Here is a 26,743-nt window from a genome sequence, read left to right on the forward strand (position 1 = left end):
CGGAGCTTGGGGATCCGGCTCCGCCGGGCCCTCAAGCTCGCCCCCCTTGGGGGGGGGGGGGGGGGGCGGCGAAGCCGGTAGGGGGGTCACTCCCCAGACAGGGCAACGTGGTTGAAGCCGCCATCGACGTAGATGATTTCGGCGCTGATGCCGGCCGAGAGGTCGGAGAAGAGGAAGGCGGCGGTGTTGCCCACGTCCTCGATGGTCACGTTGCGGCGGATGGGCGTGGTGGCGGCGAACTGGGTCAGCAGCTTGCCGAAGTTCTTGATGCCCGATGCGGCCAGGGTCTTGATGGGGCCGGCGGAGATGCCGTTGACGCGGATGTTGCGCTCACCCAGGGCGTAGGCCAGGTAGCGCACGCTGGACTCCAGCGAAGCCTTGGCCAGGCCCATGGTGTTGTAGTTGGGCACGTAGCGGTCTGCGCCCAGGTAGGACAGGGTCAGCAGCGAGGCGCCCGAGCGCAGGCGCGGGGCCGCGGCCTTGGCCATGGCCGGGAAGCTGTAGGCCGAGATGTCGTGGGCGATGCGGAAATTCTCGCGCGTCAGGCCGTCCAGGAAATTGCCGGCGATGGCCTCTCGCGGGGCGAAGCCGATGGAATGCACGAAGCCGTCGAACTCGGGCCAGACCTCGCCCAGTTGTGCGAAAAGGCTGTCGATCTGCTCGTCGCTGGAGACGTCGCATTCGAAGACCAGCTTGGAGTCGAACTCGGCGGCGAATTCGGTGATGCGGTCCTTGAAGCGTTCGCCCACGTAGCTGAAGGCCAGCTCGGCGCCTTCGCGGTGGCAGGCCTTGGCAATGCCATAGGCAATCGACCGGTTTGAAAGGACGCCCGTGATCAGCAGGCGCTTGCCGGCGAGAAATCCCATGTCTGCTCCTTGGTATCAATGTTCAAATCAGCGCGGGATTCTCGCACGGCCTCGTTTCAGGGCAAGCCGGGTTCTTGCGGGCATGGTGCTTGCATAGTACAATCCTGGCTTCGCTGAATAAGTGAAACGCTGGATGCGCGGCTTGGTTCGTGGACTGAATCGTGTGCTGAAAAGCACCCGAAGTTCCTGAGAACACGCCAGGATGCCATCGGGCGACGTGCAGAGGGGCGCCTTCATGAACTTGAACGGTGCTCAGATGTGGGCGGATTTTTCCAGCCCATTTTTTTTGCTTGATCTGGCGATGGAACTTTTGTTCTGAAGTTTTCTGTTTGGTTGATGGCCTGAGCTCTTTTGAAGCGCGGGTTGTCGGTCGAGCGACCGCTTGAGTGCTCTGCGGTGCGGGGAGTCCGCGCTGGCCCGGTGAAAGCCGAGTCAACGTGCCCGTGCGGCAGAGCTTCAGGCGCTTTTTGATTGCTGTTTTTTGCTCCTCGAGAGACTAGAAGCCCACACCCAACGCATGACGAATTGGCAAGCTGCTGTAGAGAAAACCGTGACCGGCCTGGGTTACGAGCTGGTGGACTGCGAACGCAGTGCCGGTGGTTTGCTGCGCGTCTACATCGACAAGCTGCCTGAGCAGGCACTGGCCGGTGCGGTGATCACGGTGGATGACTGCGAGCGCGTGACGCGCCAGTTGCAGTACGTGCTCGAGGTGGAAGGTGCAGATTACGCCCGGCTCGAGGTGTCCTCGCCGGGGGTGGATCGCCCGCTCAACAAGCTCGCTGACTATCAGCGCTTTTCCGGCCACGAGGTCGAGATCACCCTGCGCGAGGCCTTCCAGGGCCGCAAGAAGTACCGCGGCGTCCTGTCTTCCGAAGGCGAGGGCTGGCGCGTGGTCTTCAACGATGGCAAGACCGAGCAGGCGCTGGACTTTGCGCTGGACGAGGTGCGCAGCGCCAAGCTGGTGCCGGAAATTACTTTCAAGGGGCGCAATGCCGCCCCCAAGGGCGCTGCCACTCCCGGGCAGGCCGCAGCAATGAAGGCCAAGGCCGCGAAGCCTGCGAAGAAAAAGCAGAGCAACGCCAAGGCCAGGCAGTCTGTCGAGACTGCCGATCAGGATGACAAGGTTGACGGAGGTCTCGATCAATGAACCGCGAACTGTTGATGCTGGTGGACGCCATCTCCCGCGAGAAGAGCGTGGAGCGCGATGTGGTGTTTGGTGCCGTTGAAGCGGCCCTGGCTTCGGCCACCAAGAAGTTGTATGGCGGTGAGGTCGATATCCGCGTGGCCATCGACCGAGACTCCGGCGAGTACGAGACCTTCCGCCGCTGGCACGTCGTGCCCAACGAGGCCGGTCTGCAGAACGCCGACGCCGAGATCCTGCTCTTCGAAGCCCAGGAGCAGATCGCCGACATCGAGATCGACGACCACATCGAGGAGCCCGTCGAGTCCGTGCCCATCGGCCGTATCGGCGCGCAGGCCGCCAAGCAGGTCATCCTGCAAAAGATCCGTGACGCCGAGCGCGAGCAGCTGCTGAATGACTTCCTCTCGCGCGGCGAGAAGATCTTCATTGGCACCGTCAAGCGCCTGGACAAGGGCGACATCATTGCTGAGTCCGGCCGCGTGGAAGCCCGCCTGCGCCGCAATGAGATGATCCCCAAGGAAAACCTGCGCACCGGCGACCGCGTGCGTGCCGTGATCCTGGGCGTGGACCCTACCCAGCGTGGTCCGCAGATCATGCTCTCGCGCTCCAGCCCCGAGTTCATGAAGGAGCTGTTCGCCCAGGAAGTGCCCGAGATCGAGCAGGGCCTGCTGGAGATCAAGAGCTGCGCCCGCGACTCTGGCTCGCGCGCCAAGATCGCCGTGCTCTCGCACGACAAGCGCGTGGACCCCATCGGTACCTGCGTGGGCGTGCGTGGTTCGCGCGTCAACGGCGTGACCAATGAGCTGGCCGGCGAGCGCGTCGACATCGTGCTGTGGTCGGAAGACCCGGCCCAGTTCGTGATCGGCGCTCTGGCGCCTGCGAACGTCCAGTCCATCGTGGTGGACGAGGAACGCCACGCCATGGATGTGGTCGTGGACGAAGAGAACCTGGCCATCGCGATTGGTCGCGGCGGCCAGAACGTGCGCCTGGCCTCTGAGCTGACGGGCTGGCGCATCAACATCATGACGGCCGAGGAATCGGCCGCCAAGCAAGCTCAGGAGTCGGAATCGGTCCGCAAGCTCTTCGTCGATAAGCTTGACGTCGATGAGGAAGTGGCCGAGATCCTGATCGCCGAAGGGTTCACCAGCCTGGAAGAAGTGGCCTATGTGCCCATGCAGGAAATGCTGGAGATCGAGGCCTTCGACGAGGACACAGTCAACGAGTTGCGCACCCGTGCCAAGGATGCGCTGCTGACCATGGAAATTGCCCGTGAGGAAAAGGTCGAGGAAGTGTCCCAAGACCTGCGCGATCTGGAAGGCATGACGCCGGACCTGATCGCCAAGCTCGCTGACGGTGATATCCATACCCGCGACGACCTGGCCGACCTGGCCGTCGATGAACTCGTTGAACTGGCCGGCATGGACGAGGCTCAGGCCCGCGCCATGATCATGAAGGCCCGCGAACACTGGTTCAACGCCTGACCCGCAGGCACGCAACCATTCGCACCCAGATTACCCAGAAGGATTCCCACATGGCTGTGACCACCGTCGCCCAGTTTGCTGCAGAGCTGAACAGGCCTGCCAGCACGCTGCTTGAGCAGCTTCAAGCTGCCGGCGTCAAGAAGGCGTCTGCAGAAGATGCGCTCAACGAAGCCGACAAGGAGCGTCTGCTGGACTACCTGCGCACCGCGCACGGCACCAGCAGCGCTGAACGCAAGAAGATCACGCTGACCCGCAAGTCGACCAGCGAGATCAAGCAGGCCGATGCCAGCGGCAAGGCCCGCACCATCCAGGTCGAGGTGCGCAAGAAGCGTGTGTTCGTCAAGCGCGACGATGCCTCCGGCGTGGACGAATCCAATCTGCAAGCTGAGCAGGAAGCCGAGCTGCAGCGCCGCGAGGAAGAGGCCCGCGCCCAGGCCGACGCCCTGCGCAAGCAGGAAGAGGAACTGGCGACGCGCATGCGCGAGCGTGAGGAAGCCGAGCGCCGTGCCCGCGAAGCCGAAGAGCAGCGTCGCCGTGACGAGGAAGCCCGTGCCGCCGCCGAGGCTGAAGCCCGTGCCGCCGCCGAAGCCGCCGCCAAGGCCGCCGCTGAAGCCGCCGCCAAGGCCGCCGCTGAAGCCGCCGCCAAGGCCGCCGCTGAAGGCAAGCCCACGCCTGCAGCATCTGCACCGGCACCGGCTCCCGCCGCTACTCCCGCCGCCCCTGTGGCTGCCGCGGCGCCTGCGCCTGTGGCCGCCGCGCCGGTCGAACCGCCCAAGCCCCAGCTGCGCGTGGTCAAGGCCGGCGACAGCGCCGCCGACGAAAAGCAACGCCAGGCTGACCTCGAGCGCCGGCGCAAGGCCGCCGAGGCCGAGGCAGCAGCCATCCGCGCGATGATGAACGCACCCAAGAAGGTGCTGGTCGCGAAGAAGGAAGAGCCCAAGCCCGCTGAACCCGCCAAGGAAATCAAGGGCACCATCCACAAGAAGCCGGGCACTCCTGGCGCAGCAGCTCCCGCCACCGCCAATGCCGGCGCGGGCGCCAAGCCGGGCGACAAGAAGTCCGTGAAGAGCGAGAAGCTCTCGTCCAGCTGGGCCGACGACGCCGCCAAGAAGCGCGGCCTCAAGACCCGTGGCGACACCGCTCCTGCCGGTGCCGCCCGTACGCCGGGCTGGCGTGCTCCCAAGGGTGGCGCTGGCCGCCGTGGTGACCGCAACGACCGCGGTGGCAACAGCAACTTCTCGGCCCCGACGGAACCGGTGATCCAGGAAGTGCATGTGCCCGAGACCATCTCGGTGGCGGACCTGGCCCACAAGATGTCCATCAAGGCTTCCGAAGTCATCAAGAAGCTGATGCTGCTGGGCCAGATGGTCACCATCAACCAGCAGCTGGACCAGGAAACGGCCATGATCGTGGTCGAGGAAATGGGCCACAAGGCGCTTCCCGCCAAGCTGGACGATCCCGATGCCTTCCTGGAAGAGGAGGGCGCCGACGCCGACAAGGAACACGAGCTGCTGCCGCGTGCACCGGTCGTGACCGTCATGGGCCACGTCGATCATGGCAAGACCTCGCTGCTGGACTACATCCGCCGTGCCCGCGTGGCCGCTGGTGAAGCCGGCGGCATCACGCAGCACATCGGCGCCTATCACGTCGATACGCCGCGCGGCATGATCAGCTTCCTGGATACCCCGGGTCACGAGGCCTTCACGGCCATGCGTGCCCGCGGTGCCAAGGCCACCGATATCGTCATCCTGGTCGTCGCGGCCGATGACGGCGTCATGCCCCAGACCAAGGAAGCCATCCACCACGCCAAGGCGGCCGGCGTGCCCCTGGTCGTGGCGATCAACAAGATCGACAAGCCGGGCGCCAACCTGGATCGCGTGAAGAGCGAGCTGGTGGCCGAGGAAGTCGTGCCTGAAGAATTCGGCGGCGATTCGCCGTTCGTGCCCGTGTCCGCCAAGACCGGCGAAGGCATCGACAGCCTGCTGGAGCAAGTCCTGCTGCAGGCCGAAGTGCTGGAGCTGAAGGCGCCGGTGGCCTCCATGGCCAAGGGCCTGGTCATCGAAGCCAAGCTGGACAAGGGCCGCGGCCCCGTGGCCACGGTGCTGGTGCAGAGCGGCACGCTCAAGCGCGGCGACGTGGTGCTGGCCGGCTCGACCTACGGCCGCGTGCGCGCCATGCTGGACGAGGACGGCAAGCCCTGCCAGGAAGCCGGGCCTTCCATTCCGGTGGAAATCCAGGGCCTGACCGAAGTCCCGCAGGCCGGTGACGAGTTCATGGTGCTGGGCGACGAACGCCGCGCCCGCGAAGTGGCCACCTTCCGCCAAGGCAAGTACCGCGACGTCAAGCTGGCCAAGCAGCAGGCCGCCAAGCTGGAGAACATGTTCTCCGACATGGCTGCCGGCGATGTCCAGACCCTGCCGCTGATCATCAAGGCCGACGTGCAAGGCTCGCAGGAAGCGCTGGCCGCTTCGCTGCTCAAGCTCTCGACCGACGAGGTCAAGGTGCAGATCGTGCACGCCGCCGTGGGTGGCATCAGCGAGTCCGACGTCAACCTGGCGATCGCCTCCAAGGCCATCATCATCGGCTTCAACACCCGTGCTGACGCGGGTGCCCGCAAGCTGGCCGAGCACAACGGCGTGGACCTGCGCTACTACAACATCATCTACGACGCTGTGGATGAGGTGAAGGCAGCGATGGGCGGCATGCTGGCGCCGGAGCAGAAGGAAGAGGCTCTGGGCACGGCCGAGATCCGCATGGTCTTCGTCGCTTCCAAGATCGGCACGGTGGCCGGCTCCATGGTCACCTCCGGCCTGGTGCGCCGCAACGCCAAGTTCCGCCTGCTGCGCGACAACATCGTCATCTACACGGGCGAGGTCGAATCCGTCCGCCGCGAGAAGGACGACGTCAAGGAAGTCAAGGAAGGCTTCGAGTGCGGTATCAAGCTCAAGAACTACAGCGACATCGCCGAGGGCGACCAGCTCGAGTTCTTTGAAATCAAGGAAGTGGCGCGTACGCTGTAACAAGGCAAGCGGGCCCCGGCCGACAAACCCCGCCTCAGCAATGCGGCGGGGTTTGTGCTTGAAAGGAATCCACCATGCGACACAAGCGTTCCATTCCCAACCGCGGCTTCCGAGTCGCCGACCAGATCCAGCGTGATCTCTCCGAGCTCATCCGTGAGCTCAAGGATCCGCGCGTGGGCATGGCCACGGTCAACGCCGTCGAGGTGACGCCGGACTACGCCCACGCCAAGGTCTTCTTCTCGGTGCTGGTCGGTGACCCGGAGGCCTCGGCCGCCGCGCTGAACGAGGCCGCCGGCTTCCTGCGCAACGGTCTGTTCAAGCGTCTGCAGATCCATACCGTCCCCACCCTGCATTTCCATTACGACCGCAGCATCGAGCGCGCGGCCGAGATGAGCAGCCTGATCGCCAAGGCCAATGCCACCCGCGTGAAGGACGAAGACGACGACCGCGAGGACTGAGCCGCACGCCGACTCGCCATCCCTGAGAAGAGACTCTTGAGCCGTACCCCCGACCTCGCCCCCGAGCAGGCGCCCCAAGCGCCGGCCCGTGCCCCGCGCCAGCGCATCCAGCGCCGGCCGGTGCATGGCGTGCTTCTGCTGGACAAGCCCCTGGGCCTGTCCAGCAACGACGCATTGCAGAAGGCGAAGTGGCTGCTGCGCGCCGAGAAGGCCGGCCATACCGGCACCCTGGACCCCTTGGCCACCGGCCTGTTGCCCCTGTGCTTCGGCGCGGGCACGAAGTTCAGCCAGGTCAGTCTGGACGCCGACAAGGCCTACGAGGCGGTGCTGCAGCTGGGCATCAAGACCAGCACCGGCGACGCCGAGGGCGAGGTGCTGGAGCGACGCCCCGTGGCCGTGACCCGTGAGCAGATCGAGGCGGCCTGTGCGGCCTTCACGGGCAAGATCGACCAGGTCCCGCCCATGCACTCGGCGCTCAAGCATGAGGGCAAGGCCCTGTACGACTACGCACGGCAGGGCATCACCATCGAGCGCACGGCGCGGCGCGTCACCATTCATCGCATCGACATCCTGGACTGGCAGGATGTCGAGCTCCAGCAACTCCGCATTGCCGTCCGATGCACCAAGGGCACCTATATCCGCACCCTGGGCGAGGACATCGGCGAGCGGCTGGGCTGCGGCGCGCACCTGAGCGCGCTGCGGCGCACTGGCAGCGGTCCGCTGCGGGTGGAAGATGCCATCACCCTGGACGCCCTGGCGGCCATGAGTGAAGACGAGCGACTGGCGCTCTTGCGCCCGCCGGACAGCCTGCTGCAGGACTGGCCCGCCCTCCGGCTCGATGCCGGCGAGGCCGGGCGATTCCTCTCCGGGCTGCGGCGCCGCGTTGCCGCCGCAGATGCCGGGCAGGTGAGGGTCTACGGGCCCGAACCGCAAGCATTCCTGGGCAGCGCACACGTGAAGGCCGGCGAGCTGATCGCCGATCGGCTGCTGAGTCCGCAGGAGGTGCAGTCCCTCCTGGCCGGGCCCGGCACCTGATCCGGCTGATTCCTCGGCCACACCGGCCCAACGACTGCCCCGCGGCGGCACTTCGGTTCCGCGCCGCAAGACGATTACCTAGCGAGCATTTATGAGCACCCAAATCCGCAACATCGCCATCATTGCCCACGTTGACCATGGCAAGACCACCATGGTGGACCAGCTGCTGCGCCAGAGCGGCACCTTTGCCGACCACGAGAAGGTCGTCGATACCGTGATGGACAGCAATGCCATCGAGCGCGAGCGCGGCATCACCATCCTGGCCAAGAACTGCGCCGTGTCCTGGGAAGGCACCCACATCAACATCGTGGACACCCCGGGGCACGCGGACTTCGGCGGCGAAGTGGAGCGCGCACTGTCCATGGTGGACGGCGTGGTGCTGCTGATCGATGCGCAAGAGGGCCCCATGCCCCAGACCCGCTTCGTGACCAAGAAGGCCCTGGCCCTGGGCCTGCGCCCCATCGTCGTGGTCAACAAGGTGGACAAGCCCGGCGCCAAGCCGGATGCCGTGATCAACGCCGCCTTCGACCTCTTCGACAAGCTGGGCGCCACCGACGAGCAGCTGGACTTCCCGGTGGTCTACGCCTCGGGCATCAACGGTTGGACCTCGCTGGAAGAGGGCGAGCCCGGCGCCCAGTGGGGCCCCGACATGTCGGCCCTGTTCAACACCATCCTCAAGCACGTGCCGCCGCAAAAGGGTGACCCCAATGCGCCGTTGCAGCTGCAGATCTCGGCCCTGGACTTCTCGACCTTCGTCGGCCGCATCGGCGTGGGCCGCATCAGCCAGGGCACCATCAAGCCCGGCATGAACGTGGCTGTGATGGAAGGCCCGGATGGCAAGACCATCACCGGCCGTATCAACCAGGTGCTGACCTTCCAGGGTCTGGACCGCGTGCAGGTCACCGAGGCTGGCCCGGGCAATATCGTGCTGGTCAACGGCATCGACGAAGTCGGCATCGGTGTTACCGTGACCGACCCCGTCAATCCCCAGCCCCTGCCCATGCTGAAGGTCGATGAGCCAACGCTCACGATGAACTTCTGCGTCAACACCAGCCCGCTGGCCGGCCGCGAAGGCAAGTACGTCACCAGCCGCCAGATCTGGGACCGCCTGCAGAAGGAACTGCAGCACAACGTGGCCCTGCGTGTGAAGGAAACCGACGAAGACGGCGTCTTCGAGGTCTGCGGTCGCGGCGAACTGCACCTGACCATCCTGCTGGAAAACATGCGCCGTGAAGGCTACGAGCTGGCCGTGTCCAAGCCCCGCGTGATGTTCAAGGACATCGACGGCGTGAAGTCCGAGCCGATGGAGCTGGTGACGGCTGACGTCGAGGAAATCCACCAAGGCGGCGTGATGCAGGCCCTGGGTCTGCGCAAGGGCGACCTGGTCAATATGGAGCCGGACGGCCACGGCCGCGTGCGCCTCGAGTACCGCATCCCGGCCCGCGGCCTGATCGGCTTCTCCAACGAGTTCATGAACCTGACGCGCGGTTCGGGCCTGATCTCCTCCATTTTCGATGGCTACGAAGCCCACAAGGGCGAGATCGGCGGCCGCAAGAACGGCGTGCTGATCTCCATGGACGCCGGTGAGATCTTCACCTATGCCCTGGGCAAGCTGGACGACCGCGGCCGCATGTTCGTGAAGGCCAACGATCCCGTTTACGAGGGCATGATCGTCGGCATCCACAACCGCGAGAACGATCTGGTGGTCAACGCTACCCGCACCAAGCAGCTGACCAACTTCCGTGTCAGCGGCAAGGAAGACGCCATCAAGATCACGCCGCCGATCGACCTCACGCTGGAGTACGGCGTGGACTTCATCGACGACGACGAGCTGGTCGAGATCACGCCCAAGAGCGTGCGTCTGCGCAAGCGCTACCTTGTCGAGCACGAGCGCAAGCGCATGTCGCGCGAATCTGCAGCCTGAGGCTGTATCCTCGCGCGCCATGCGCTGCGCGCAGGAATGATGCTCCCCCCAGCCCCCCTCCGAGAGGGGGTTCCAGCAAGATCGTTGAGAGCGGCCCCGGTGGGGCCGCTTTGTCGTCATGAAGCATCGTCGAGCGGTACTGTTGATGATTCTGGTGACCTTGCTGTGGAGCACGGCAGGGGTGGTGTCGCGGCATCTGGAGGTCGCCCGGGGCTTCGAGGTGACGTTCTGGCGCAGTGCGTTCAACGCGCTGTCGCTGGTCGTGGCGCTGAGCTGGATGCGCGGAGCAGCCTTCTGGCGGCAACTGCCGCGCATGCCGCGGGCGGTGTGGATCTCGGGGCTGTGCTGGTCGGTGATGTTCACGGCCTTCATGATGGCCATCACCATGACCACCGTGGCCAATGTGCTGGTCACCATGGCCCTGGGCCCATTGCTGACGGCGCTGTTCTCGCGGCTCTTTCTGCACCACCGTCTGCCGCTGCGCACCTGGGTGGCCATCGTGCTGGGCAGCGCGGGCATCGCCTGGATGTTCGGCCACGAGATACAGGGCAGCGCGGCCAGCCTTGCCGGCATGGGCGTGGCCCTGGCCGTGCCCCTGGCGGCAGCCACCAACTGGACCTTGCTGCAGCGCATCGCCCACAGCGATCACGCACAGGAGAAGCCGGACATGCTGCCGGCCGTGTTGATCGGCGCACTGCTGTCCGCGCTGATGACCCTGCCCATGGCCTGGCCCTTTGCGGCCACCGGGCATGACCTGACCCTGTTGGCCGGCCTGGGCCTGACGCAGCTGGCCATTCCCTGCCTGCTGGTCGTGCGGCTCACCCGCGTGCTGCCGGCCCCCGAGGTGGCCCTGCTGGGACTGCTGGAGGTGATCTTCGGCGTGCTGTGGGCGTGGTGGGGCGCGGGGGAAGTCCCGTCTTCCTCCGCCCTCTGGGGTGGTGCTATGGTGCTGGCCGCGCTGGTCGGCAATGAATGGCTGGGCTGGCGGCGCGTGCGTTGAGGAGCCTGCTGAAGGCCACGCGCCCTGAACAATAAAACGGAGTAGTCATGACGTCCCCCCTGATCCCGCAATTGCAGTCCGAGGGCCAGATCCTGGCCGAGGTGAATGGCTGCCTGGGCCTGATCACGCTGAACCGCCCGCAGGCGCTCAATGCGCTCTCGCTGGCCATGATCCGCGACCTGACCACGCTGCTGAAGGCCTGGGCCGCCGAGCCCGGCATCCAGGCCGTGGTTGTCCTGGGCCAGGGCCGCGAGGGCAAGCCGGCGGCTTTCTGCGCCGGCGGGGACATCCGCTTCTTCCACCAGGCCGCGCTGGCCGGGGACTCCGCCCTGGAGGACTTCTTCACCGAGGAATACGCGCTCAATCACCTGATCCACCGCTTCCCCAAGCCCTATATTGCCCTGATGGATGGCGTGGTGATGGGCGGCGGCATGGGCATCAGCCAGGGCGCCCGCCTGCGCGTGCTGACCGAGCACTCCAAGCTGGCCATGCCCGAGACCAATATCGGCCTCTTCCCTGACGTCGGCGGCGGTTTCTTCCTCGGCCAGTGCCCGGGATTCACCGGCGAATGGCTGGCGCTGACCGGCCAGCCCATCGCCGCGGGCGATGCCATCGAGATGGGGCTGGGCGATGTCTACGTCAAGAGCAGCGTGCTGCCCGAGCTGATCCAGGCTCTGCGCCAAGGCCTGCAGACCAGCGCCGAGCATGTGGTGGCCACAGTGATGGAGCGCGTGGACCTGGCCCCGACGCCCGACCACCGCGAGCTGCGCCGCCAGATCGACCGCCACTTCGGCGCCGCCAGCGTGCAGGCCATCATGGCCTCACTGGCCGGCGATGACAGCGAATGGGCGCGCCATGCCCTGGCCACGCTGCAAAAGCGCTCGCCGCTGATGATGGCGGTGACCCTGGAACAGGTGCGCCGCGCCCGCCAGATGAGCCTGGCGGACGACCTTCGCATGGAGCGCGACCTGGTCCACCGCTGCTTCCACCTGCGGCCGGGCAGTGCCAGCGAGACAGTGGAGGGCATCCGCGCCCTGGCCATCGACAAGGATCACGCCCCGCGCTGGAACCCGGCTCGCATCGAGGACGTGACCCCCGAGATGGTGGCTGCCTTTTTCCAGAGCCCCTGGGCAGCGCAGGCTCATCCCCTGAGCGATCTGTCATGACCTGACCCTTGCCGCCCTCCGGGTGCAGGCACCACAATGGCGCGCAGGGCCCACCGGCCCTGACGCGCCTTTGTCTTTGGCGCCCGTCGATCCCATCAGGAGCGCTGCATGCCCACCGACATCGAGATTGCCCAGGCCGCCACGCTGCGCAAGATCCTTCCCCTTGCACAGGAGCATCTGGGCCTGGCCGAGGACGAGCTCGTGCCCTATGGCCATTACAAGGCCAAGCTGAGCCTCGCCGCCCTTCGCCGGCTCGAGAAGCTGCCCCAGCGCGGCAAGCTGGTGCTGGTCACCGCCATCACGCCCACGCCGCCGGGGGAGGGCAAGACCACCACCACGGTGGGTTTGGGCGACGGGCTCAACCGCATCGGCGCCAACACCATCATCTGCCTGCGCGAGCCCTCGCTGGGGCCCTGCTTCGGCATGAAGGGCGGAGCGGCCGGTGGCGGCCATGCGCAGGTGGTGCCCATGGAGGACATCAACCTCCACTTCACCGGCGACTTCCATGCCATCGCCCTGGCCAACAACCTGCTGGCCGCGATGGTCGACAACCACATCCACCACGGCAATGTGCTCGGGCTGGACGTGCGCCGCATCAGCTGGCGCCGTGTGGTGGACATGAACGACCGGGCCCTGCGTCTCATCACCGCGAGCCTGGGCGGCCCGGGCAATGGCTATCCGCGCGAGGACGGCTTCGACATCGTCGTGGCCTCCGAGGTCATGGCCATCCTGTGCCTGGCCGATTCGCTGGCCGACCTGAAGCGCCGGCTGGGCCAGATCATCGTCGGCTACACCACGGACAAGAAGCCCGTCACCGCCCGCGAGCTGCAGGCCGATGGCGCCATGGCGGCCCTGTTGAGGGATGCCATCCAGCCCAATCTGGTCCAGACCCTGGAAGGCAATCCGGCCTTCGTGCACGGCGGGCCCTTCGCCAACATCGCCCACGGCTGCAATTCCGTGATGGCCACGCGCACGGCCCTGCGCCTGGCCGACTACGTGGTCACCGAGGCGGGCTTCGGCGCCGACCTGGGCGCCGAGAAGTTCATCGACATCAAGTGCCGCAAGTCCGGCTTGCGGCCCTCCTGCGCCGTGGTCGTGGCCACCATCCGTGCGCTGAAGCATCATGGGCAGGGCGCGGCGGACGGCCTGGAGGCCCTGCGCCTGGGTCTGCCCAACCTGGAGCGCCATGTGCACAACGTGCAGCAGCACTACCGGCTGCCGGCCATCGTCTCCATCAACCGCTTCGACAGCGACACGCCCGAGGAGATCGCTCTCGTGAAGGCGGCCTGCGAACGCCTGGGCGTGCGCTGCGTGCTGGCCAGCCACTGGGCGCAGGGCGGGGCGGGCGCCGAGGAACTGGCGCGGGCCGTGGTTCAGGCCTGCCAGGGCGAAGCCCCGGCCCTGGGCCTGCTGTATCAGGATGCGGACGGCCTGGCGCACAAGCTGCAGGCCGTGGCCACGCGCATCTACGGCGCCGAGGACATCGACTTCGAGCCGACCGCCTTCAGGCAGCTGGAGGAGATCACGGCCCTGGGCCATGGCCACCTGCCGGTCTGCATTGCCAAGACGCAGTACTCCTTCAGCAGCGATGCCAAGCGCCTGGGCGCGCCGCAAGGCCATCGCCTGCGCGTGCGCGAGCTGCGCCTGCATGCGGGCGCCGAGTTCGTCACCGCCATCTGCGGCGACATCATGACCATGCCGGGCCTGCCCAAGTCCCCAGCGGCCGAGCGTATCGGCCTCGACGATGGTGGTCGCATCCACGGACTGTTCTGATGCGACACACCCGCGGCCGGGGTGCTGCGGGAAGGCACGGAGCCCTGCGGCGGATGGCCTGCCGATACTGCAGGGGCCCGGCGGAGCTGATGCCGCGCCACCTGCGCCGTTCACGGCAGGCCTGAAGAACAACAAGGCAAGGATGCTCCGGCATAGGCTGTCGGAGCGGGGGATCTCTCGGTGTGAGGCAGGACCAGGTCCGCCAGGCGGGCCTGCCTGCTCCGTGCAAACCGGGGCGCGCCCGCATGGCTGCGAGGCCGTCCCACTGCAGGCCGCAGGTCCCCGCGGCCGGCACCGCTGCTGTCCCGGGTGGGGTCGGACGTGCCAGGTCTTGCTACCTGCCTTATCTCAGGAGATCGAGATGAAGCAGCAAGGCAGTCAGTTTCAATCCGCGTGGCGTGTCCGGCGCCCAATCGTCGGTGCCCTCGTCGCCGCGCTCGGGGCCCTGGCCCTCGGCGGTATCGTGCCTGCCCAGGCACAGTCCGCCGAGCCCACGCTGATCCCGGGGCGAGAGTCCGCCGCCCGGCAGACCATGCGCGCCTACTTCAGCGATGTGCGCAAGGCCCGGGCCATCGCCCACAGCCGCTTCGAGACGCTGGCGTCGCCCTATGAACTGGGCTACGTGATCGTGCAGGTCAATGCCGAGGAGGCCCGGGAGCTGCGTGCCCTGGGCTTTCGTTTGGAGCCCGATCCGCACTGGCTGACGCAGCAGCGCGAGCAGGCCCGCATGGAGTCCGGCGAGCGGCGCCGCCAGGCCTTGGCCGCGGGGCAGCGCCAGACGCTGGCGGGCATTCCCAACTACAGCTGCTATCCCACGGTGGAGGAGGTCTTCACAGAGGCGCAGGGCATGGTCAGCGCCAAGCCGCAGCTGGCCAGCTGGATCGACATCGGCGATTCCTGGGAGAAGAGCCGGGGCACCGGCGGCTATGACCTGCGGGTGCTCAAGCTCAGCAACAGCGCGGTGGCCGGCCCGAAGCCACGGCTCTTCGTCAACGCGGGCATCCATGCCCGCGAGTACGCGACCACGCCTCTGGTGCTGGAGTTCGCGCGGCGCCTGGTCAACGGCTACGGTGTCGATGCCGATGCCACCTGGATCCTCGATCACCACGAGATCCACCTGCTGCTGGCCACCAACCCGGATGGGCGCAAGAAGGCAGAGACCGGCCTGCTGTGGCGCAAGAACACCAACACCGCCTACTGCGGTGCGACCAGCAACAGCAGGGGCGCTGACCTCAACCGCAACTTCGGTTTCGGCTGGAACAGCACGGGCGGCTCCGGGTCCAGCGGCAATGCCTGCAACGAAACCTACCGCGGCGCCAGCGCCGCTTCTGAGCCCGAGACCCGCGCGGTGGAGGCCTACGTCCGCTCCCTGTGGAGCGACCGCCGCGGTCCCAATCGCAGCGACCCGGCCCCGCTGGACACCAGTGGCATCCACCTGGACATCCACAGTCATGGCCGCCTGCTGCTGTGGCCTTGGGGTACGAACGGGTCCGTGGCGGGCAATGACGCGCAGCTGGCCACCCTGGGCCGCAAGTTTGCCTACTGGAATGGCCACACGCCCGAGCGGTCCCTGGACCTGTACGAGACCGACGGCACCAGCGACGGCCCCAGCTACGGCGAGCTGGGGGTGGCCGCCTTCACCTTCGAGCTGGGCACGGCCTTTTTTGAGCAGTGCAGCTACTACACCAACACCCTGTTGCCGGGCAATATGCCGGCGTTGTTCTACGCCGCCAAGGTGGTACGCACGCCCTACCAGACGCCGGCGGGGCCGGACGTCACCCAACTGGCGCTGTCGGCCGGCCGTGTGACGGCCGGTACGCCGGTGACCCTGGACGCGCGGGTGGACGACACCCGCTACAACCAGAGCAACGGTACTGAGCCCACGCAGACCATCGCCGCGGCCGAGGCCTACCTCGATGTGCCGCCCTGGCAGGCCGGGGCGCAGGCCGTGCCGCTGGCTGCGGTCGATGGCAGCTTCAACAGCAGCGCGGAGGCCGTGCGCGGCACGCTGAACACCACAGGCATGAGCAGCGGCCGTCACCTGGTCTTTGTGCGAGGCCGTGATGCCGCGGGCAACTGGGGCGCCTTCAGTGCGGTCTTCCTGGACATCGGCGGCAGCGGTGGTGGGCAGCCGCCCGTCGCGGCCTTCGACTACAGCGTCAATGGCCTCGCTGTGCAGTTCACCGACGGCAGCAGCGACGACGGCAGCATCGCCAGCCGCCAGTGGAGCTTCGGCGACGGCAGCAATGGCAGCGGGACGCCGGTCAGCCACACTTACCCCGCCGCAGGCAGCTACACGGTGCAGCTGACCGTCACCGACAACGAAGGACTCAGCGCCAGCACCAGCAAGCTGGTCCAGCTCAGCGATGATGGCGTGCCCGTGCTCACCAAGGGTCAGGTCTTGACCGGCCTGTCCGGTGCGACGGGCAGCTGGCGCTATTGGAAGGTGGCGGTGCCGGCTGGCACCACCTCCCTGACCGTGGCGACCAGCGGCGGCAGCGGCGACCTCGACCTCTTCACGCGCGCAGGTGCCAAGCCCACCAGCAGCAGCTACAACTGCCGCAAGCAGGGCAGCACCAATGCCGAGACCTGCACGTTGAGCAATCCGGCTGCCGGCTGGCTCTATATCGGTGTCTACGGCTACAGCAGCTACAGCGGTGCCCAGCTGAGCCTGAGCTATACGCCCTGAGCCTCCCTGCCGGCCTGCTGCACGCAATTGCAGCTTGAACTTGCTGCACAATCGCGCCCCCGCCCCCGTGGCGGGGGTGTGATTCTCGTCAGCAGGAGTGTTGTTTGTCCCGGAGCAGTAAAGAGCGCGCGGTGAGCCGCGCGGCAGAATTTTTTGTGATGAGCCAGCTCATGCGCCTGGGCCACCAGGTGGTGCCCACGCTCGGGGGCTTTGGCGGCGTGGAGCTGCTGGTCAAGACGCCCGCCGGGCGGCAGCTGGAGGTGGTGGTTCGCGGCGTGCCGGACAACGGCCGCTGGCTGGTCAACGAAGAGCCCGAAGGCGAGATGAGCCAGCGTTTCTACGTGCTGCTCAACTACAAGCGCTTCGAGGAAGCACGGGCCTATCCCATGGTCTTCGTGATGCCGGCGAGCCGGGCAGAGGGCATGAAGTCCCCGCGCGGGCGCGGCAAGGCCATCGTCTTCGGCAACAAGAAGCAGTGCCCACCGGACCTGGACCGCTGGGCGGAGGCCTGGGCTGTCATACAGTAGGGCCATGACCCAAGTCCTTCGCCTCAAGAACTCGCGGCCGTGGCTGGCCTCCCTCGTATTGCTGGCAGGCCTGTCGGCCTGTGCCGTGCAGACCGTCCATACCCCGGGCCAGAAGGCAGACACGGGCGACCGCCTGGCCGAGGCCGCTGCGTCGCCACTCAATGACCTGAACCTGGTGCGCGCCAAGATCCCCGAGGTGCTGCTCACCGCCCGCCAGGCGCCCTATGCGCGCCCGGCGGACTGCCCCGCACTGGCGGCGCAGCTGCAGGGACTCAACGCCGTGCTGGGCCAGGACCTGGACAGCCCGCGCGCCCCTGGCGAGGAAGACTGGTTCGGCAAGGCCGGCGATGCCTTTGGCGATGCCGCCGTGAGCGGCTTGCGCAGCGCCACCGAAGGCCTGCTGCCCTTCCGCGGCTGGATCCGCAAGCTCAGCGGCGCCGAGCGCTACAACCGTGAGGTCACGGCCGCCATCGCCGCCGGGCTGGCGCGCCGCGCCTATCTGAGCGGCCTGGGGCAGGGCATGCGCTGCGAGCCGGTGGCTGCACAGGCCGCCACCGCCGCCAGCCGCTGACAAGCCACGGCGTCTCCGGCCGCCAGGTCCATGCTGCTGGCCGAGGGCCTGGCTCCGGCCGATTCGCGAGTCGCTCAGCCGGGCGCACGACCTGTGGGCCTTGACGTCCACAGCAGCAGGGTAAGACCCAGGCCTGCAGAGCACAGCGAGGCCAGGAAGATGCCCATCTTCGCGCTGTCCAGGAGCGGGCCGCTCAGCCCGAGGTCTGCAATCAGCAAGGCCATCGTGAAGCCGATGCCGGCAAGAAAGCTGCCACCCACCAGTGTCCGCCAGCCCAGCTCGGGCGCGCGGCTCGCCAGGCCGAGGCGCAGGGCCAGCCAACTGAACAGCACGATGCCTGCCGGCTTGCCCACCACAAAGCCCAGGAACACCGCCATGGCAACCGGCTGGCGAGCCTGTTCCCAGGACAGCTGCAGCCCGGCATTGGCCAGGGCGAAGAGCGGCATCACGCAAAAGCTCACCCAGGGATGCATTGCCATCTCCAGCCGCTCGACAGCCGATAGCGATTCGCGGGCGGCCAGTTCCGCGATCAGCAATGTCTTGCGATCGCGCGTATTGCCACTGCCCCCGCGCCCGGTGGGGTGTGCGATGACCTGACGCAGGATGCCGTACAGCCGGGTGTCACTGACCCAGCGCCGTGCCGGGGTCATCAGGCCCAGGATCACGCCGGTGATCGTCGCATGCAGTCCGGATGCATCGATGGCCAGCCAGATGGCGCACCCGCTCAGAACATAGGGCGAGAACTGTCGGATGCCAATGCGTGCCATGAAGCGAATCAGCGCCACGCCCAGGGCCGCGAGTGTCAGCATGTGCCAGTCAATCCCGCTGCTATAGCCTATGGCTACGATCAGGATGGCCCCAACGTCATCCACGATGGCCAGCATCAGCATGAAGACGCGCAGGCTTTGCGGCACGCGGCGCCCCAGCAGGGCGAGGCACGCGATGACGAAGGCGGTGTCTGTGGCCATGGCGATGCCCCATCCGCGCTGTGACGGCGATCCCCATTGCAGGGCCAGGAAAACGGCAGCCGGCCCGACCATGCCGCCCAGTGCTGCAGCCATGGGCAGCGCCGCCATGCGCGGCTTGCGCATTTCACCCAGCACCAGCTCACGCTTGAGTTCCAGCGCCACCAGGAAGAAGAACAGCGTCATCAGCCCGTCATTGATCCAGGCCTTCAGCGAGCGCCCGGTTTCGAGATCCCCCAGGCGCAAACCGAGCCGCGTGTCCCAGAAGCCGGACAGCGCCTGGGCGAAGGCTGAGTTCGACAGCAAGACTGCGGCCAGTGCGCACAGCAGCAGGACCACGCCTCCAGCGGCCTCGATGCGAAGAAACCGCGCGAAGCTGGGCCGTACCTGATCGATCAGTTCCCTGGGAAGCCCTATGGTGGCAGCGTGCGGCCCGAGATGGTCCTTCTCGATCACGGGGCCGCGGCCTGGTCGAGGGCGCGCCGCCGCCGGAACTCATCCCGGCGACGCCGAGGCGGGCCCTGAGCGGCCCCCGACATGCCCAGCCTCACTCCGCCTTCATCTGCAACGTGATCTGCTGCAGGATGTTGCTGCCGACCGTGGTCAGGCGCAGGTGTCCGCCGTCCCATCGGAGCCAGTTCAGCGCGACGTAGTCGTCGATGTAGCCGTTGGGGATGTCAGCGGCCCGCCGTCGGTCCAGGGACGCCATGCTGCTGGCGAGGGCGCTTCTGAGCAGGCTCAGACGCGATCGAGTACTGGATAAGGCGACCATGATGTCTCCTGACAAGGTGAACAGGCCTGGGTCGTGGCGGAGGGGCGTCCTGCCGACCGTGTGCCGGCTCGCCCTCGGCCGCGGCGGCCGCAGAAAGGGGGTGGAGAGAACGCAGCCTTGCGGCGGCGCGATGTCCAAGCGCTGGCGCATGGGAGGGCGCCGGGGACTTGGGGAAATCCGCAGGGATCTTGCGGGCTGGCCATCCGGGCCTGAAGCAAGAGGCGTTCCCGCTTGAAGTGCTCGCCCGTGCCTTGCTTCGGCCTGGGCGAGCCTTGCGAATGGACGCCGGGGGCGGGCCGTCGGGTGCAGGTCCTTGGACTGCGGGCAGGCGATTCGCCGATCAGGCCTGATGCTGGTTTTACTCTACTTTGGGCCGGTGTGCCGCCTATTTGTTTGTGTCCCCAGTCTGGTGGCGCCGTGCTACGAAGTTCCGCCTCGGGGGCGCCCCCAGCCGGCCGGGCCTGTTGCGCACTGCAGGCGCGGCGCTGTGCGCGATAGCTCGCCAGGCGCCGATGCCAGGCGGCTCGTCGCTGCTGCGGGCCGGCATGAGTCGCAGCCCTTTCCCATGGGCACGGTTGCCAATGACGAGCAAGCTCGCTGTCCGCCAGAGGACCTGCCTGGTGATGGGTGGCGTGCAGGCCTACCTCGATGAAAGGCAGCCAGGTGCAATTCGCGGGCCTCTGGTCGCCAGCAGCAGCTCCCTGATCAAGTAAGCTAGACGGATGGCGCTCGCTCCGATCCCTTCCCTATCCGCCGCCCTGAAGCTGCTGAGCGGCGCCAGGGCAACGGACAGCAAACGTCCATTGCCGGGCCCCCGTGTACAGCCCCTTCGACAAGCTGGCGGCCGCAGCGCCAGGACCTCCTCGGCAGAGCGACTCCATGCGCGTCTCAAGGTGGCGCGGCTGCAGCCGGATTGGTCAGCGTCCAAGGCCTTGCGCCTGCTGGTCGAGGCGGCATTGCTGCAGGAACTGGGTGAATCGCTGCAGCTTGATCCCGGTTTCGGGGACCTGGTCGAACGCACCAGCCGTGCGATTGAGCTGGATGAAGGCTGTGCACCGCTCCTTGCTGAGGCATTCGATCAGATGACGGCGCTGGGCGAGGCGAGCACGGTCCCGCCAGCCCGCTGACGCCGTGGTTCAGCCCTGTGAGCTGAACCCATGGGCACGGAGCTGGATCAGCAGTGCCTTGATGCCCGCCCTGTGCAGCTGGGAAATCCTCCCGCGTGTCAGCCCCATGCCTGCGGCGATGTCGTTGAAGCCCTGCTGCTGAACGCATCGAACGGGTGGATGACATCGACAGGTACAACATCCGCTATGAGTACGATGCCGTCGGCAACCGGCGGATGATCGATGCTAACTACTGGGATGGACCGACAGGAGGCCGCCTGGACCGCCAGACCTACTGGTACGCCTACGACGCGATGAACCGCTTCGTGGTCTCCAAGGGCCAGCTCAACACCACGGTCGCAGGCACGGACCTCAACCGTTTCGCAGATGCCAAGCGGGGCACGAGCCTGACGGACAGCTCGGTGAACATCATCAGCGGCGAGTTCGGCATCAAGCTGGGCTATGACAAGAACAGTCAACGTGTCAGTGCGCAGTATGTGTTCAATGGCGCTGCCACGACCGACACCTACAAGTACAGCGGCGACGGCTACCTGCAGCTGACCAACATCAACGGGGTGCTCAAGGTCACGCGGGAGCTGGATGCGCTGGGGCGCACGGTGGTGCAGCATGACATCGATACTGTCACCGGAATCTCCGTGTCGGGCCAGCACACCCGGTCTGAATACGACCTGGACAATCGGCTGCTGAGCCAGAATTTCGTTGATGACAAGGATGGCAAACGCAACTATGCGCTGAGCTATCTCTACTATGAGGCGGTGTCAGGGTCGGCTGCCCGATATGCCTACGACGAGAAGACGGCTTCGATGAGCGGGGCCGGCAAGGGAGCGCTGGCCAAGACGGTGCTGCGCCCGGCGGAAGGCAAGGAGACGACGACCACCTACACCTACCAATACTGGGACGACGCCAAGCAATACACGATCGTGAAGGCGAATGCAGACGTTGGGACTGGCACCACGCAGATGAGCTACGACGTGAATGGCAATCTGCTGTTCTCCAACGATGCCGTCAGCAAGGTCACCAGCACCTTCGTGACGACAGCCAACGGGCTGATCCTGTCGCGTACGCGCATGCCGGATTCGGGCCAGAACGTCAGCCACCACTACTTCTACTACGTGGACTCGCACCGCATCGGTGACGTCGGGGACACGCCGGACGAGATCCAGCGCGTGAGCTACGCGGAGCAGCTGGCGCTGAAGGACGCACGGCGCAAGGATCCCGACGCGAAGGGGCGGACGTACGGCAGGCTGATCCGCCAGGCAGAGTTCGACAAGGAGGAGTCTTCCAGGAAGGGGCATCCTGTGCTCGTGACCGATGCGGTCTACGGCTCGACGGCGGACTTCGATCAGAACTACGAGCCCATCAACGACAACTACCCGGGCCACGCGGCCAGCCTGTACACGGTGCAGCGGGACTCGGAGACCCTGGCCTCGATCGCGCAGACGCTGTGGGGCGACGCGGCGATGTGGTACCTGATCGCCGACGCCAACGGTCTGACGGCCAGCGCCACGCTGAAGTCGGGCCAGCTGCTGGTGATCCCCAACAAGGTCACCAACATCCACAACAACGCCAAGACCTGGCGCCCCTACCAGGCCGGCGAGGCGATCGGCAAGACCGATCCCACCATGCCCACGCCGCCGCCGCCCAAGAGCAGCGGTTGCGGTGGGCTGGGGATGCTGCTGATGGTGGTGGTGGCGGTGGCGGTGACGGTGTATACGGCTGGGGCGCTGACTGCGGGTGTGAGCGGTGGCTTTGGTGCCACGATGAGTGCCGGGGTCAGTACTTTGGCGGGAACTGGGCTTAGCTTAGGCGGGGCTATTGCCATTGGCGCGGCGTCTGCGGCTGTGGGCTCTATCGCCAGCCAGGCGGTGGGCCTGGCCATCGGTCAGATCGACAGCTTCAGCTGGCGGGCGGTGGGGCAAGCAGCATTGGGCGGGGCCATCACCTCTGGAGTCGGCAACGTGCTTGGGGGGCCGGCGGCGTCCTCGGCGGTGGCGACCCCTGGGCGGTCGCAGGCCGGGCGGCCATCGGCAGCGGTGTGAACATGGCGCTGCGGGGCGACTGGAGCTGGAAGACCGTGATGATCTCGGCGGTCAGTGCGGGCGTGGGCTCGGCGGTGGCAGGTTCTGGGACTGACTTCGGCAGTGTCTTGACCCGCGGCCTGGCGGCCGGCGTGACGGCCACAGCGCTCTCAGGGGGCAATCGTCGGGCTTATGAGTCGGTGTTCATGTCGAGCCTAGGGAGTGCACTGGGTGAGAGCTTGGCGTACGGCTCGCCGCAGAAGCCCGCTCCCACTTTTGCTCAGGACAAAGCTGCTCGCGAGCGCGCGAACGACCCTGCGGGGCTTCGTGATTTCGCGAACTACCGGTCCAGCAACGGTTTCCAAACGACGCGGAGCTACAGCGCGGTTGACCTGTACGGCGCGGACGACATGAAGTTCGACCGGATGCTGCTTGGTGACAGGATGGCCGCATTGGCTGCACCGCAGGCGTTTGCATCGAGCGCGGCACTTCCCGCCACCTACTTGGCTGTAGACGGCACGGGGCACTGGACTCCGCAGGCCCCGGTCGTGGTCAATTCGCGAGCCCTGTCAGCGGATGCAAGCGGCGGGCTTGACTACGCGGGTGTTTATGACGAGTACGGCTTGTTCACGATGCCGGGCTCAGCGCCCATCTGGAATGGAGTCGTCAGTCCCGTAGCCCGGGAGGTCGGTGCAGCCGCGACCTTCCCTCAGCACTTCAAGTCTGCTGTTCTCACGGAACTGGAAGACCAAGGGCGGGACGCGGCACTCAAGGGAGATGACAGGGCGCTGATGGTGCTGGGCATGAAGCATACGTATGTGAACATGCTTCTGCCAGGTTCGCCGCAGGAGGCGGCGTTTGGCGTCGGAGCAGGTGCGGCTATCGGCAAGGTGGCGCCCTGGGCGGTCGGTTACCTGAACCGACTGCCGGTGCTGGGTGATACCCTGCCGCAATTGGGCAATCGCATCTCCGGCATGTGGGCGCAAGGTATGGAAAACCTTGCTGTGCCTAGGACACTCAATCCGCAATTTGGCGGCGTTTTAGTCGATGACGCAGGTAAGGCGTTCACACCAGCACCAAAATCTGGTCTTGGGTTTGAACTTAGCGTTCGCCAGCATACTGATGCACTCACTACGGTGGATTTGATAACGAAGGAACGCTTCAGCCCCAGCGGGGAAATATCGAATCGACCATATCCGACATCCTTCATTTACACAACGTTCAATGAAGAGACGGGTCACTTGTTTATCGATAAAATGGCAGCGCAGCCTGGCCGGCATATCGGGCGTGAAATGATTTCAAACATCATTGAAGCCATTGGGCCAGATAATGTTAAATCTATAGGAGCGGAGTTTGCGGAGACAAACTTGGCCGTTTTTAGGGACTCACTGTCGTCTGGCTTTAGTGAATTCGGTGCAGCTCAATCGACGCCTTTGGGCAAGGCGCTCAGAGACCTCGGTTTCGAAAACCACCTGACCAGCGTGAAAGATGCCTATCCTCGTCCGGCTGTTTTTTATCGCATCAAGGGGCAATGATGGAAAAGGTATTGGAAGAACTGATAAGGGAACTCGTCGATTTCGGAAGGGCTGAGGAAGTGGCGCTGCTGATGGACGGGGACAGTAAGTACTATTCAGGATCTGTGGAAAATATCCCAACGTCAATAGACGAGGTGTATGTTTTCAGAATGGCCACTGAGCACCTGAAATTCGTTGCAAAATATGGCCAAGACGTAAAGATGAAGAAGGTTGATGGTCACGTGTTTTCTGCATATCCAGAATATTTTGAGCAGTGGGTGTCTGGTGGTTGCCGGGGCGTGTGCTTGGGCGATGTGAAGAACTATTTGAAGGAGCATCCATTGTCGAGTAGATAACCTCGCAACTTTCGACGAAGATACGTCGAATACTGGACCGAAGCATCGAGTTGGGGAGTGCGATTGGGGACAGCTTCGCAAGCCCCGGACGACAAGGCGATGGGCCTTGGTCCGCGAGGGACTATCGCAATGGGTCGGACGTTGAGAGCGATCTGGCGATGGAAGCCGGTAACCGGCAGCGCGCGCAGTCCTACCTCGACATGAGTCCTCAGGCTTCGTCAGATGCAGTTCTCCGATTGAGCCGCGGTGCCAGCCTTCCGCAGGACACCCAACTGCTGACCATGCAGGCCCGGATCAACCAGATCAACGCAATCGGGGACAGCATTCGACAGCAACGCCTGGCCGCCGACGCCATGGAAACATCGGGCCTTTACGCTGATGGTGCTGGCGATGTTCGTACCTTGCTAACCTTGTCCGATACGAGCGCGCCACTTCAACGCTTTGCAGCGGAGCCGCTCTCACCTTTGGCGCGAGCCCTGACCATGGAGGTTGAAGTTCCCCCCAGCTTGGCCGCGATTGGACGAGGCGCTGGTGACTTGGTGGCCGACGGCATTCTGGGCATGGCCAATATGACGGTGCTTCCGTTGGCGGATACCGTCCAAGCAGGCCTGAAGTACTTGCACGGGTCAGTGACGGGCGACTACCAGCCTCTGAACGCGCTCAGCACCTTTGGTGCGTCAGGCGCCAGCACATGGGATGGGGTGAAGTCCACTGCGGTGAATGTCTTCAACGTCTCGCCGGCGGGCATGGTCTATCACTCCTACACAGGGGCACGGAATGCGACCACTGCGCTCATGAATGGCGACCTGCGGCGTGCCACGAGCGAGGGGCTGGGGCTGGGGCTGAACTTCGCAGGTGCGCGCGCAGCTGGGATGGGAGACTACGGCTTCACCATTACAGATGTTCGTGGCGCGGGGATGGGGCGCGGCCAAGTTGGTGCTATCGGCATCAAGTTCGGCAAGTTGGCCGATGGGCAAGGTGCCACGTTTGGTCGGGCGACTTCACATGACTACCGAGCAACGTTCTTTGCCGAGTATCCCGAGCTGAATGGCAAGGTGGTGGTGCACCATGCGGTGGAACAACAGGCTCTGACGCGATACCCAGGGGTAGTTAGCGCAGCTGAGATGCACTCGCTGGAGAATCTCCGCGGGATTCCAAAGGAGACGAACTCGCAGTTGCATCTCAGTGAAATTCGACGTGAATGGAATCGGTTCTACCGCGAGAATCCGACAGCGACGCAGGCTCAGCTTCTTGCTAAAGCCACTGAGATTGATGCCAAGTACGGGACTCGGTTCAGTCCGCCCGTTGAATCTGGAAACTAAAAATGCACTTCATCCTAGAGCCCGAGGTGGCGGGAGGTCTTGGCGCCAATACCGTCATGGACCGAACTTCGCATCCGCCCCAGGTAATGCACTTGCACTACCAGTTTGATGGCTGGCTTGGCGATGTCCTCGTTGAGAGCTTCCCATGCTTCATTGTTACCCATGCTGCCAAGGAAGCGCTAATCGCGGCTGCTGTGACTGGGGTGCAGTTTGGTGATGTGGAGGTCTCCACGTCAGACCAATTTAGCGAAGTCTGCGCGGGAGTCGTGTTGCCTGAGTTTGTAAGGCTTGAGGCAGTGGGAAGGGCCGGCAGTGACGACTTCGGCGTGGTTAAGGACGGTCGGCTTGTCGTGTCGGAACGAGCATTGGCAGTTCTGCAGCAATTCCAGTTGGCAAATGCCCTTGTAGAACCATTCGTCCTATAGCGATACGGATGGCCAGGGACCACCACCGTATGGCCGCATGCTTCCCTCAGGATCGCTGCAGAATCATCGCAGAGGCGGAGGAATCGTCCAGGGCAGGATGCCAGATGTGTGCCTCACGGCGCACATCCATCCTGGTCCGCTGGGTCGCTGGCGCGCCCGTCGCAGACGGTCAGGGCTGCGCCCCGAGACCCCGGTTCAGGCCAGCTGTTGCCCGCCGATCCGCCTCGCGCGCCCGCTCGATGATCCGCCGCCGCACCTCCTCCGCGCCGAGCTGCCCGGTGACCATGGCCTGCATGTCCGCCAGGAACTCCGCGCTGGGCTGATGGCCCTCGATGCGGGTGCTGGCCAGGGCCTGCTCCAGGCGCATGCGGCGCTCGGCCACGGTGCGCTGGCGCGGCGCTGCGGACTCGTCAGAGGTGGGCTTGTGTTCCATGCGGTTCGGCTCCATCGGCACCTGGCATCGCCGCTCGCACCGGCCTGGTGTTCGGTCCTGTTCGGTGGTGTTCGGTGACTGTTCGGTGTTCGTTCGGCATTCGTTCGGTGTTGCGGGCCCAAAGCGGTGGGCCGTAAAACCCCGGCCGTTCCCCATGAAA

General features: G+C 65.5%; 21 protein-coding genes and 1 pseudogene. 18 read left to right on the forward strand and 4 right to left on the reverse strand.

The window, feature by feature from the left end:
- Positions 1–86: 86 nt before the first annotated feature.
- Entirely contained in the window at positions 87–866 is a 780-nt protein-coding gene (gene fabI / locus H5407_RS13555; protein ID WP_183104988.1) for an enoyl-ACP reductase FabI, read from the reverse strand.
- 517 nt (positions 867–1,383) lie between these two features.
- Between fabI and rimP the strand changes: the two are divergent.
- The 12 genes and pseudogenes from rimP to H5407_RS13615 all read left to right on the forward strand — a co-directional run.
- Positions 1,384–1,884 (forward strand): annotated as a pseudogene (rimP, locus tag H5407_RS13560) (ribosome maturation factor RimP); the annotation flags it as partial.
- Positions 1,885–2,009: 125 nt separating this feature from the next.
- Positions 2,010–3,488: a transcription termination factor NusA gene (gene nusA, locus H5407_RS13565; RefSeq protein ID WP_183104990.1), complete on the forward strand. Its 1,479-nt coding sequence runs from the start codon at positions 2,010–2,012 to the stop codon at positions 3,486–3,488.
- Positions 3,489–3,538: 50 nt separating this feature from the next.
- Positions 3,539–6,508 carry a translation initiation factor IF-2 gene (gene infB, locus H5407_RS13570; RefSeq protein WP_183104991.1) on the forward strand — a complete coding sequence of 990 codons (2,970 nt, stop codon included), beginning with the start codon at positions 3,539–3,541 and terminating at the stop codon, positions 6,506–6,508.
- 74 nt (positions 6,509–6,582) lie between these two features.
- Positions 6,583–6,966 carry a 30S ribosome-binding factor RbfA gene (gene rbfA, locus H5407_RS13575; RefSeq protein WP_183104992.1) on the forward strand — a complete coding sequence of 128 codons (384 nt, stop codon included), beginning with the start codon at positions 6,583–6,585 and terminating at the stop codon, positions 6,964–6,966.
- A gap of 36 nt (positions 6,967–7,002) precedes the next feature.
- Positions 7,003–8,001, forward strand: coding sequence for a tRNA pseudouridine(55) synthase TruB (gene truB / locus H5407_RS13580; RefSeq protein ID WP_183104993.1), 999 nt, complete (start codon positions 7,003–7,005; stop codon positions 7,999–8,001).
- Between the two features lie 91 nt (positions 8,002–8,092).
- Positions 8,093–9,925, forward strand: coding sequence for a translational GTPase TypA (typA, locus tag H5407_RS13585; RefSeq protein ID WP_183104994.1), 1,833 nt, complete (start codon positions 8,093–8,095; stop codon positions 9,923–9,925).
- Between the two features lie 118 nt (positions 9,926–10,043).
- Positions 10,044–10,925 carry a DMT family transporter gene (locus tag H5407_RS13590; RefSeq protein WP_183104995.1) on the forward strand — a complete coding sequence of 294 codons (882 nt, stop codon included), beginning with the start codon at positions 10,044–10,046 and terminating at the stop codon, positions 10,923–10,925.
- A 47-nt stretch (positions 10,926–10,972) separates the two neighbouring features.
- Positions 10,973–12,091, forward strand: a complete 1,119-nt coding sequence (locus H5407_RS13595) for an enoyl-CoA hydratase/isomerase family protein (RefSeq protein ID WP_183104996.1) — start codon at positions 10,973–10,975, stop codon at positions 12,089–12,091.
- A 108-nt stretch (positions 12,092–12,199) separates the two neighbouring features.
- Positions 12,200–13,864: a formate--tetrahydrofolate ligase gene (locus tag H5407_RS13600; RefSeq protein WP_183104997.1), complete on the forward strand. Its 1,665-nt coding sequence runs from the start codon at positions 12,200–12,202 to the stop codon at positions 13,862–13,864.
- A gap of 361 nt (positions 13,865–14,225) precedes the next feature.
- Positions 14,226–16,553: a M14 family zinc carboxypeptidase gene (locus H5407_RS13605; RefSeq protein WP_183104998.1), complete on the forward strand. Its 2,328-nt coding sequence runs from the start codon at positions 14,226–14,228 to the stop codon at positions 16,551–16,553.
- Positions 16,554–16,711: 158 nt separating this feature from the next.
- Positions 16,712–17,080 (forward strand): hypothetical protein, encoded by a 369-nt coding sequence (locus H5407_RS13610; RefSeq protein WP_183104999.1) that lies wholly within the window; start codon positions 16,712–16,714, stop codon positions 17,078–17,080.
- A 4-nt stretch (positions 17,081–17,084) separates the two neighbouring features.
- The gene (locus tag H5407_RS13615) at positions 17,085–17,651 is read left to right on the forward strand and encodes a hypothetical protein (RefSeq protein ID WP_183105000.1); all 567 of its coding nucleotides are present in this window, start codon (positions 17,085–17,087) and stop codon (positions 17,649–17,651) included.
- 74 nt (positions 17,652–17,725) lie between these two features.
- Here the strand turns inward: H5407_RS13615 and nhaA are convergent, their stop codons facing one another.
- Both nhaA and H5407_RS13625 read right to left on the reverse strand, forming a co-directional pair.
- Positions 17,726–19,072, reverse strand: coding sequence for a Na+/H+ antiporter NhaA (gene nhaA, locus H5407_RS13620; RefSeq protein WP_220800612.1), 1,347 nt, complete (start codon positions 19,070–19,072; stop codon positions 17,726–17,728).
- A gap of 91 nt (positions 19,073–19,163) precedes the next feature.
- Positions 19,164–19,388 carry a hypothetical protein gene (locus H5407_RS13625; RefSeq protein WP_183105001.1) on the reverse strand — a complete coding sequence of 75 codons (225 nt, stop codon included), beginning with the start codon at positions 19,386–19,388 and terminating at the stop codon, positions 19,164–19,166.
- Between the two features lie 932 nt (positions 19,389–20,320).
- Here H5407_RS13625 and H5407_RS13630 point away from each other — a divergent pair.
- From H5407_RS13630 to H5407_RS13655, 6 genes are all read left to right on the forward strand, one after another.
- Positions 20,321–20,515, forward strand: coding sequence for a hypothetical protein (locus H5407_RS13630; RefSeq protein ID WP_183105002.1), 195 nt, complete (start codon positions 20,321–20,323; stop codon positions 20,513–20,515).
- Between the two features lie 155 nt (positions 20,516–20,670).
- Positions 20,671–22,554, forward strand: coding sequence for a LysM peptidoglycan-binding domain-containing protein (locus H5407_RS13635; RefSeq protein ID WP_183105003.1), 1,884 nt, complete (start codon positions 20,671–20,673; stop codon positions 22,552–22,554).
- Positions 22,551–24,068 (forward strand): hypothetical protein, encoded by a 1,518-nt coding sequence (locus H5407_RS13640; protein WP_183105004.1) that lies wholly within the window; start codon positions 22,551–22,553, stop codon positions 24,066–24,068. Before H5407_RS13635 ends, H5407_RS13640 begins: the two co-directional genes overlap by 4 nt.
- An 11-nt stretch (positions 24,069–24,079) precedes the next feature.
- Complete coding sequence (locus tag H5407_RS13645; RefSeq protein ID WP_183105005.1) at positions 24,080–24,403, forward strand: hypothetical protein; 324 nt, start codon at positions 24,080–24,082, stop codon at positions 24,401–24,403.
- 158 nt (positions 24,404–24,561) lie between these two features.
- Entirely contained in the window at positions 24,562–25,725 is a 1,164-nt protein-coding gene (locus H5407_RS13650; protein ID WP_183105006.1) for a hypothetical protein, read from the forward strand.
- Positions 25,726–25,727: 2 nt separating this feature from the next.
- Positions 25,728–26,150 (forward strand): hypothetical protein, encoded by a 423-nt coding sequence (locus H5407_RS13655; protein ID WP_183105007.1) that lies wholly within the window; start codon positions 25,728–25,730, stop codon positions 26,148–26,150.
- A gap of 169 nt (positions 26,151–26,319) precedes the next feature.
- Here H5407_RS13655 and H5407_RS13660 read toward each other — a convergent pair whose 3' ends face one another.
- Positions 26,320–26,583 (reverse strand): antitoxin VbhA family protein, encoded by a 264-nt coding sequence (locus H5407_RS13660; RefSeq protein WP_183105008.1) that lies wholly within the window; start codon positions 26,581–26,583, stop codon positions 26,320–26,322.
- Positions 26,584–26,743: the final 160 nt, after the last annotated feature.

The organism is Mitsuaria sp. WAJ17, assembly GCF_014174515.1.
Taxonomy (GTDB): Bacteria; Pseudomonadota; Gammaproteobacteria; order Burkholderiales; family Burkholderiaceae_C; genus Roseateles_B.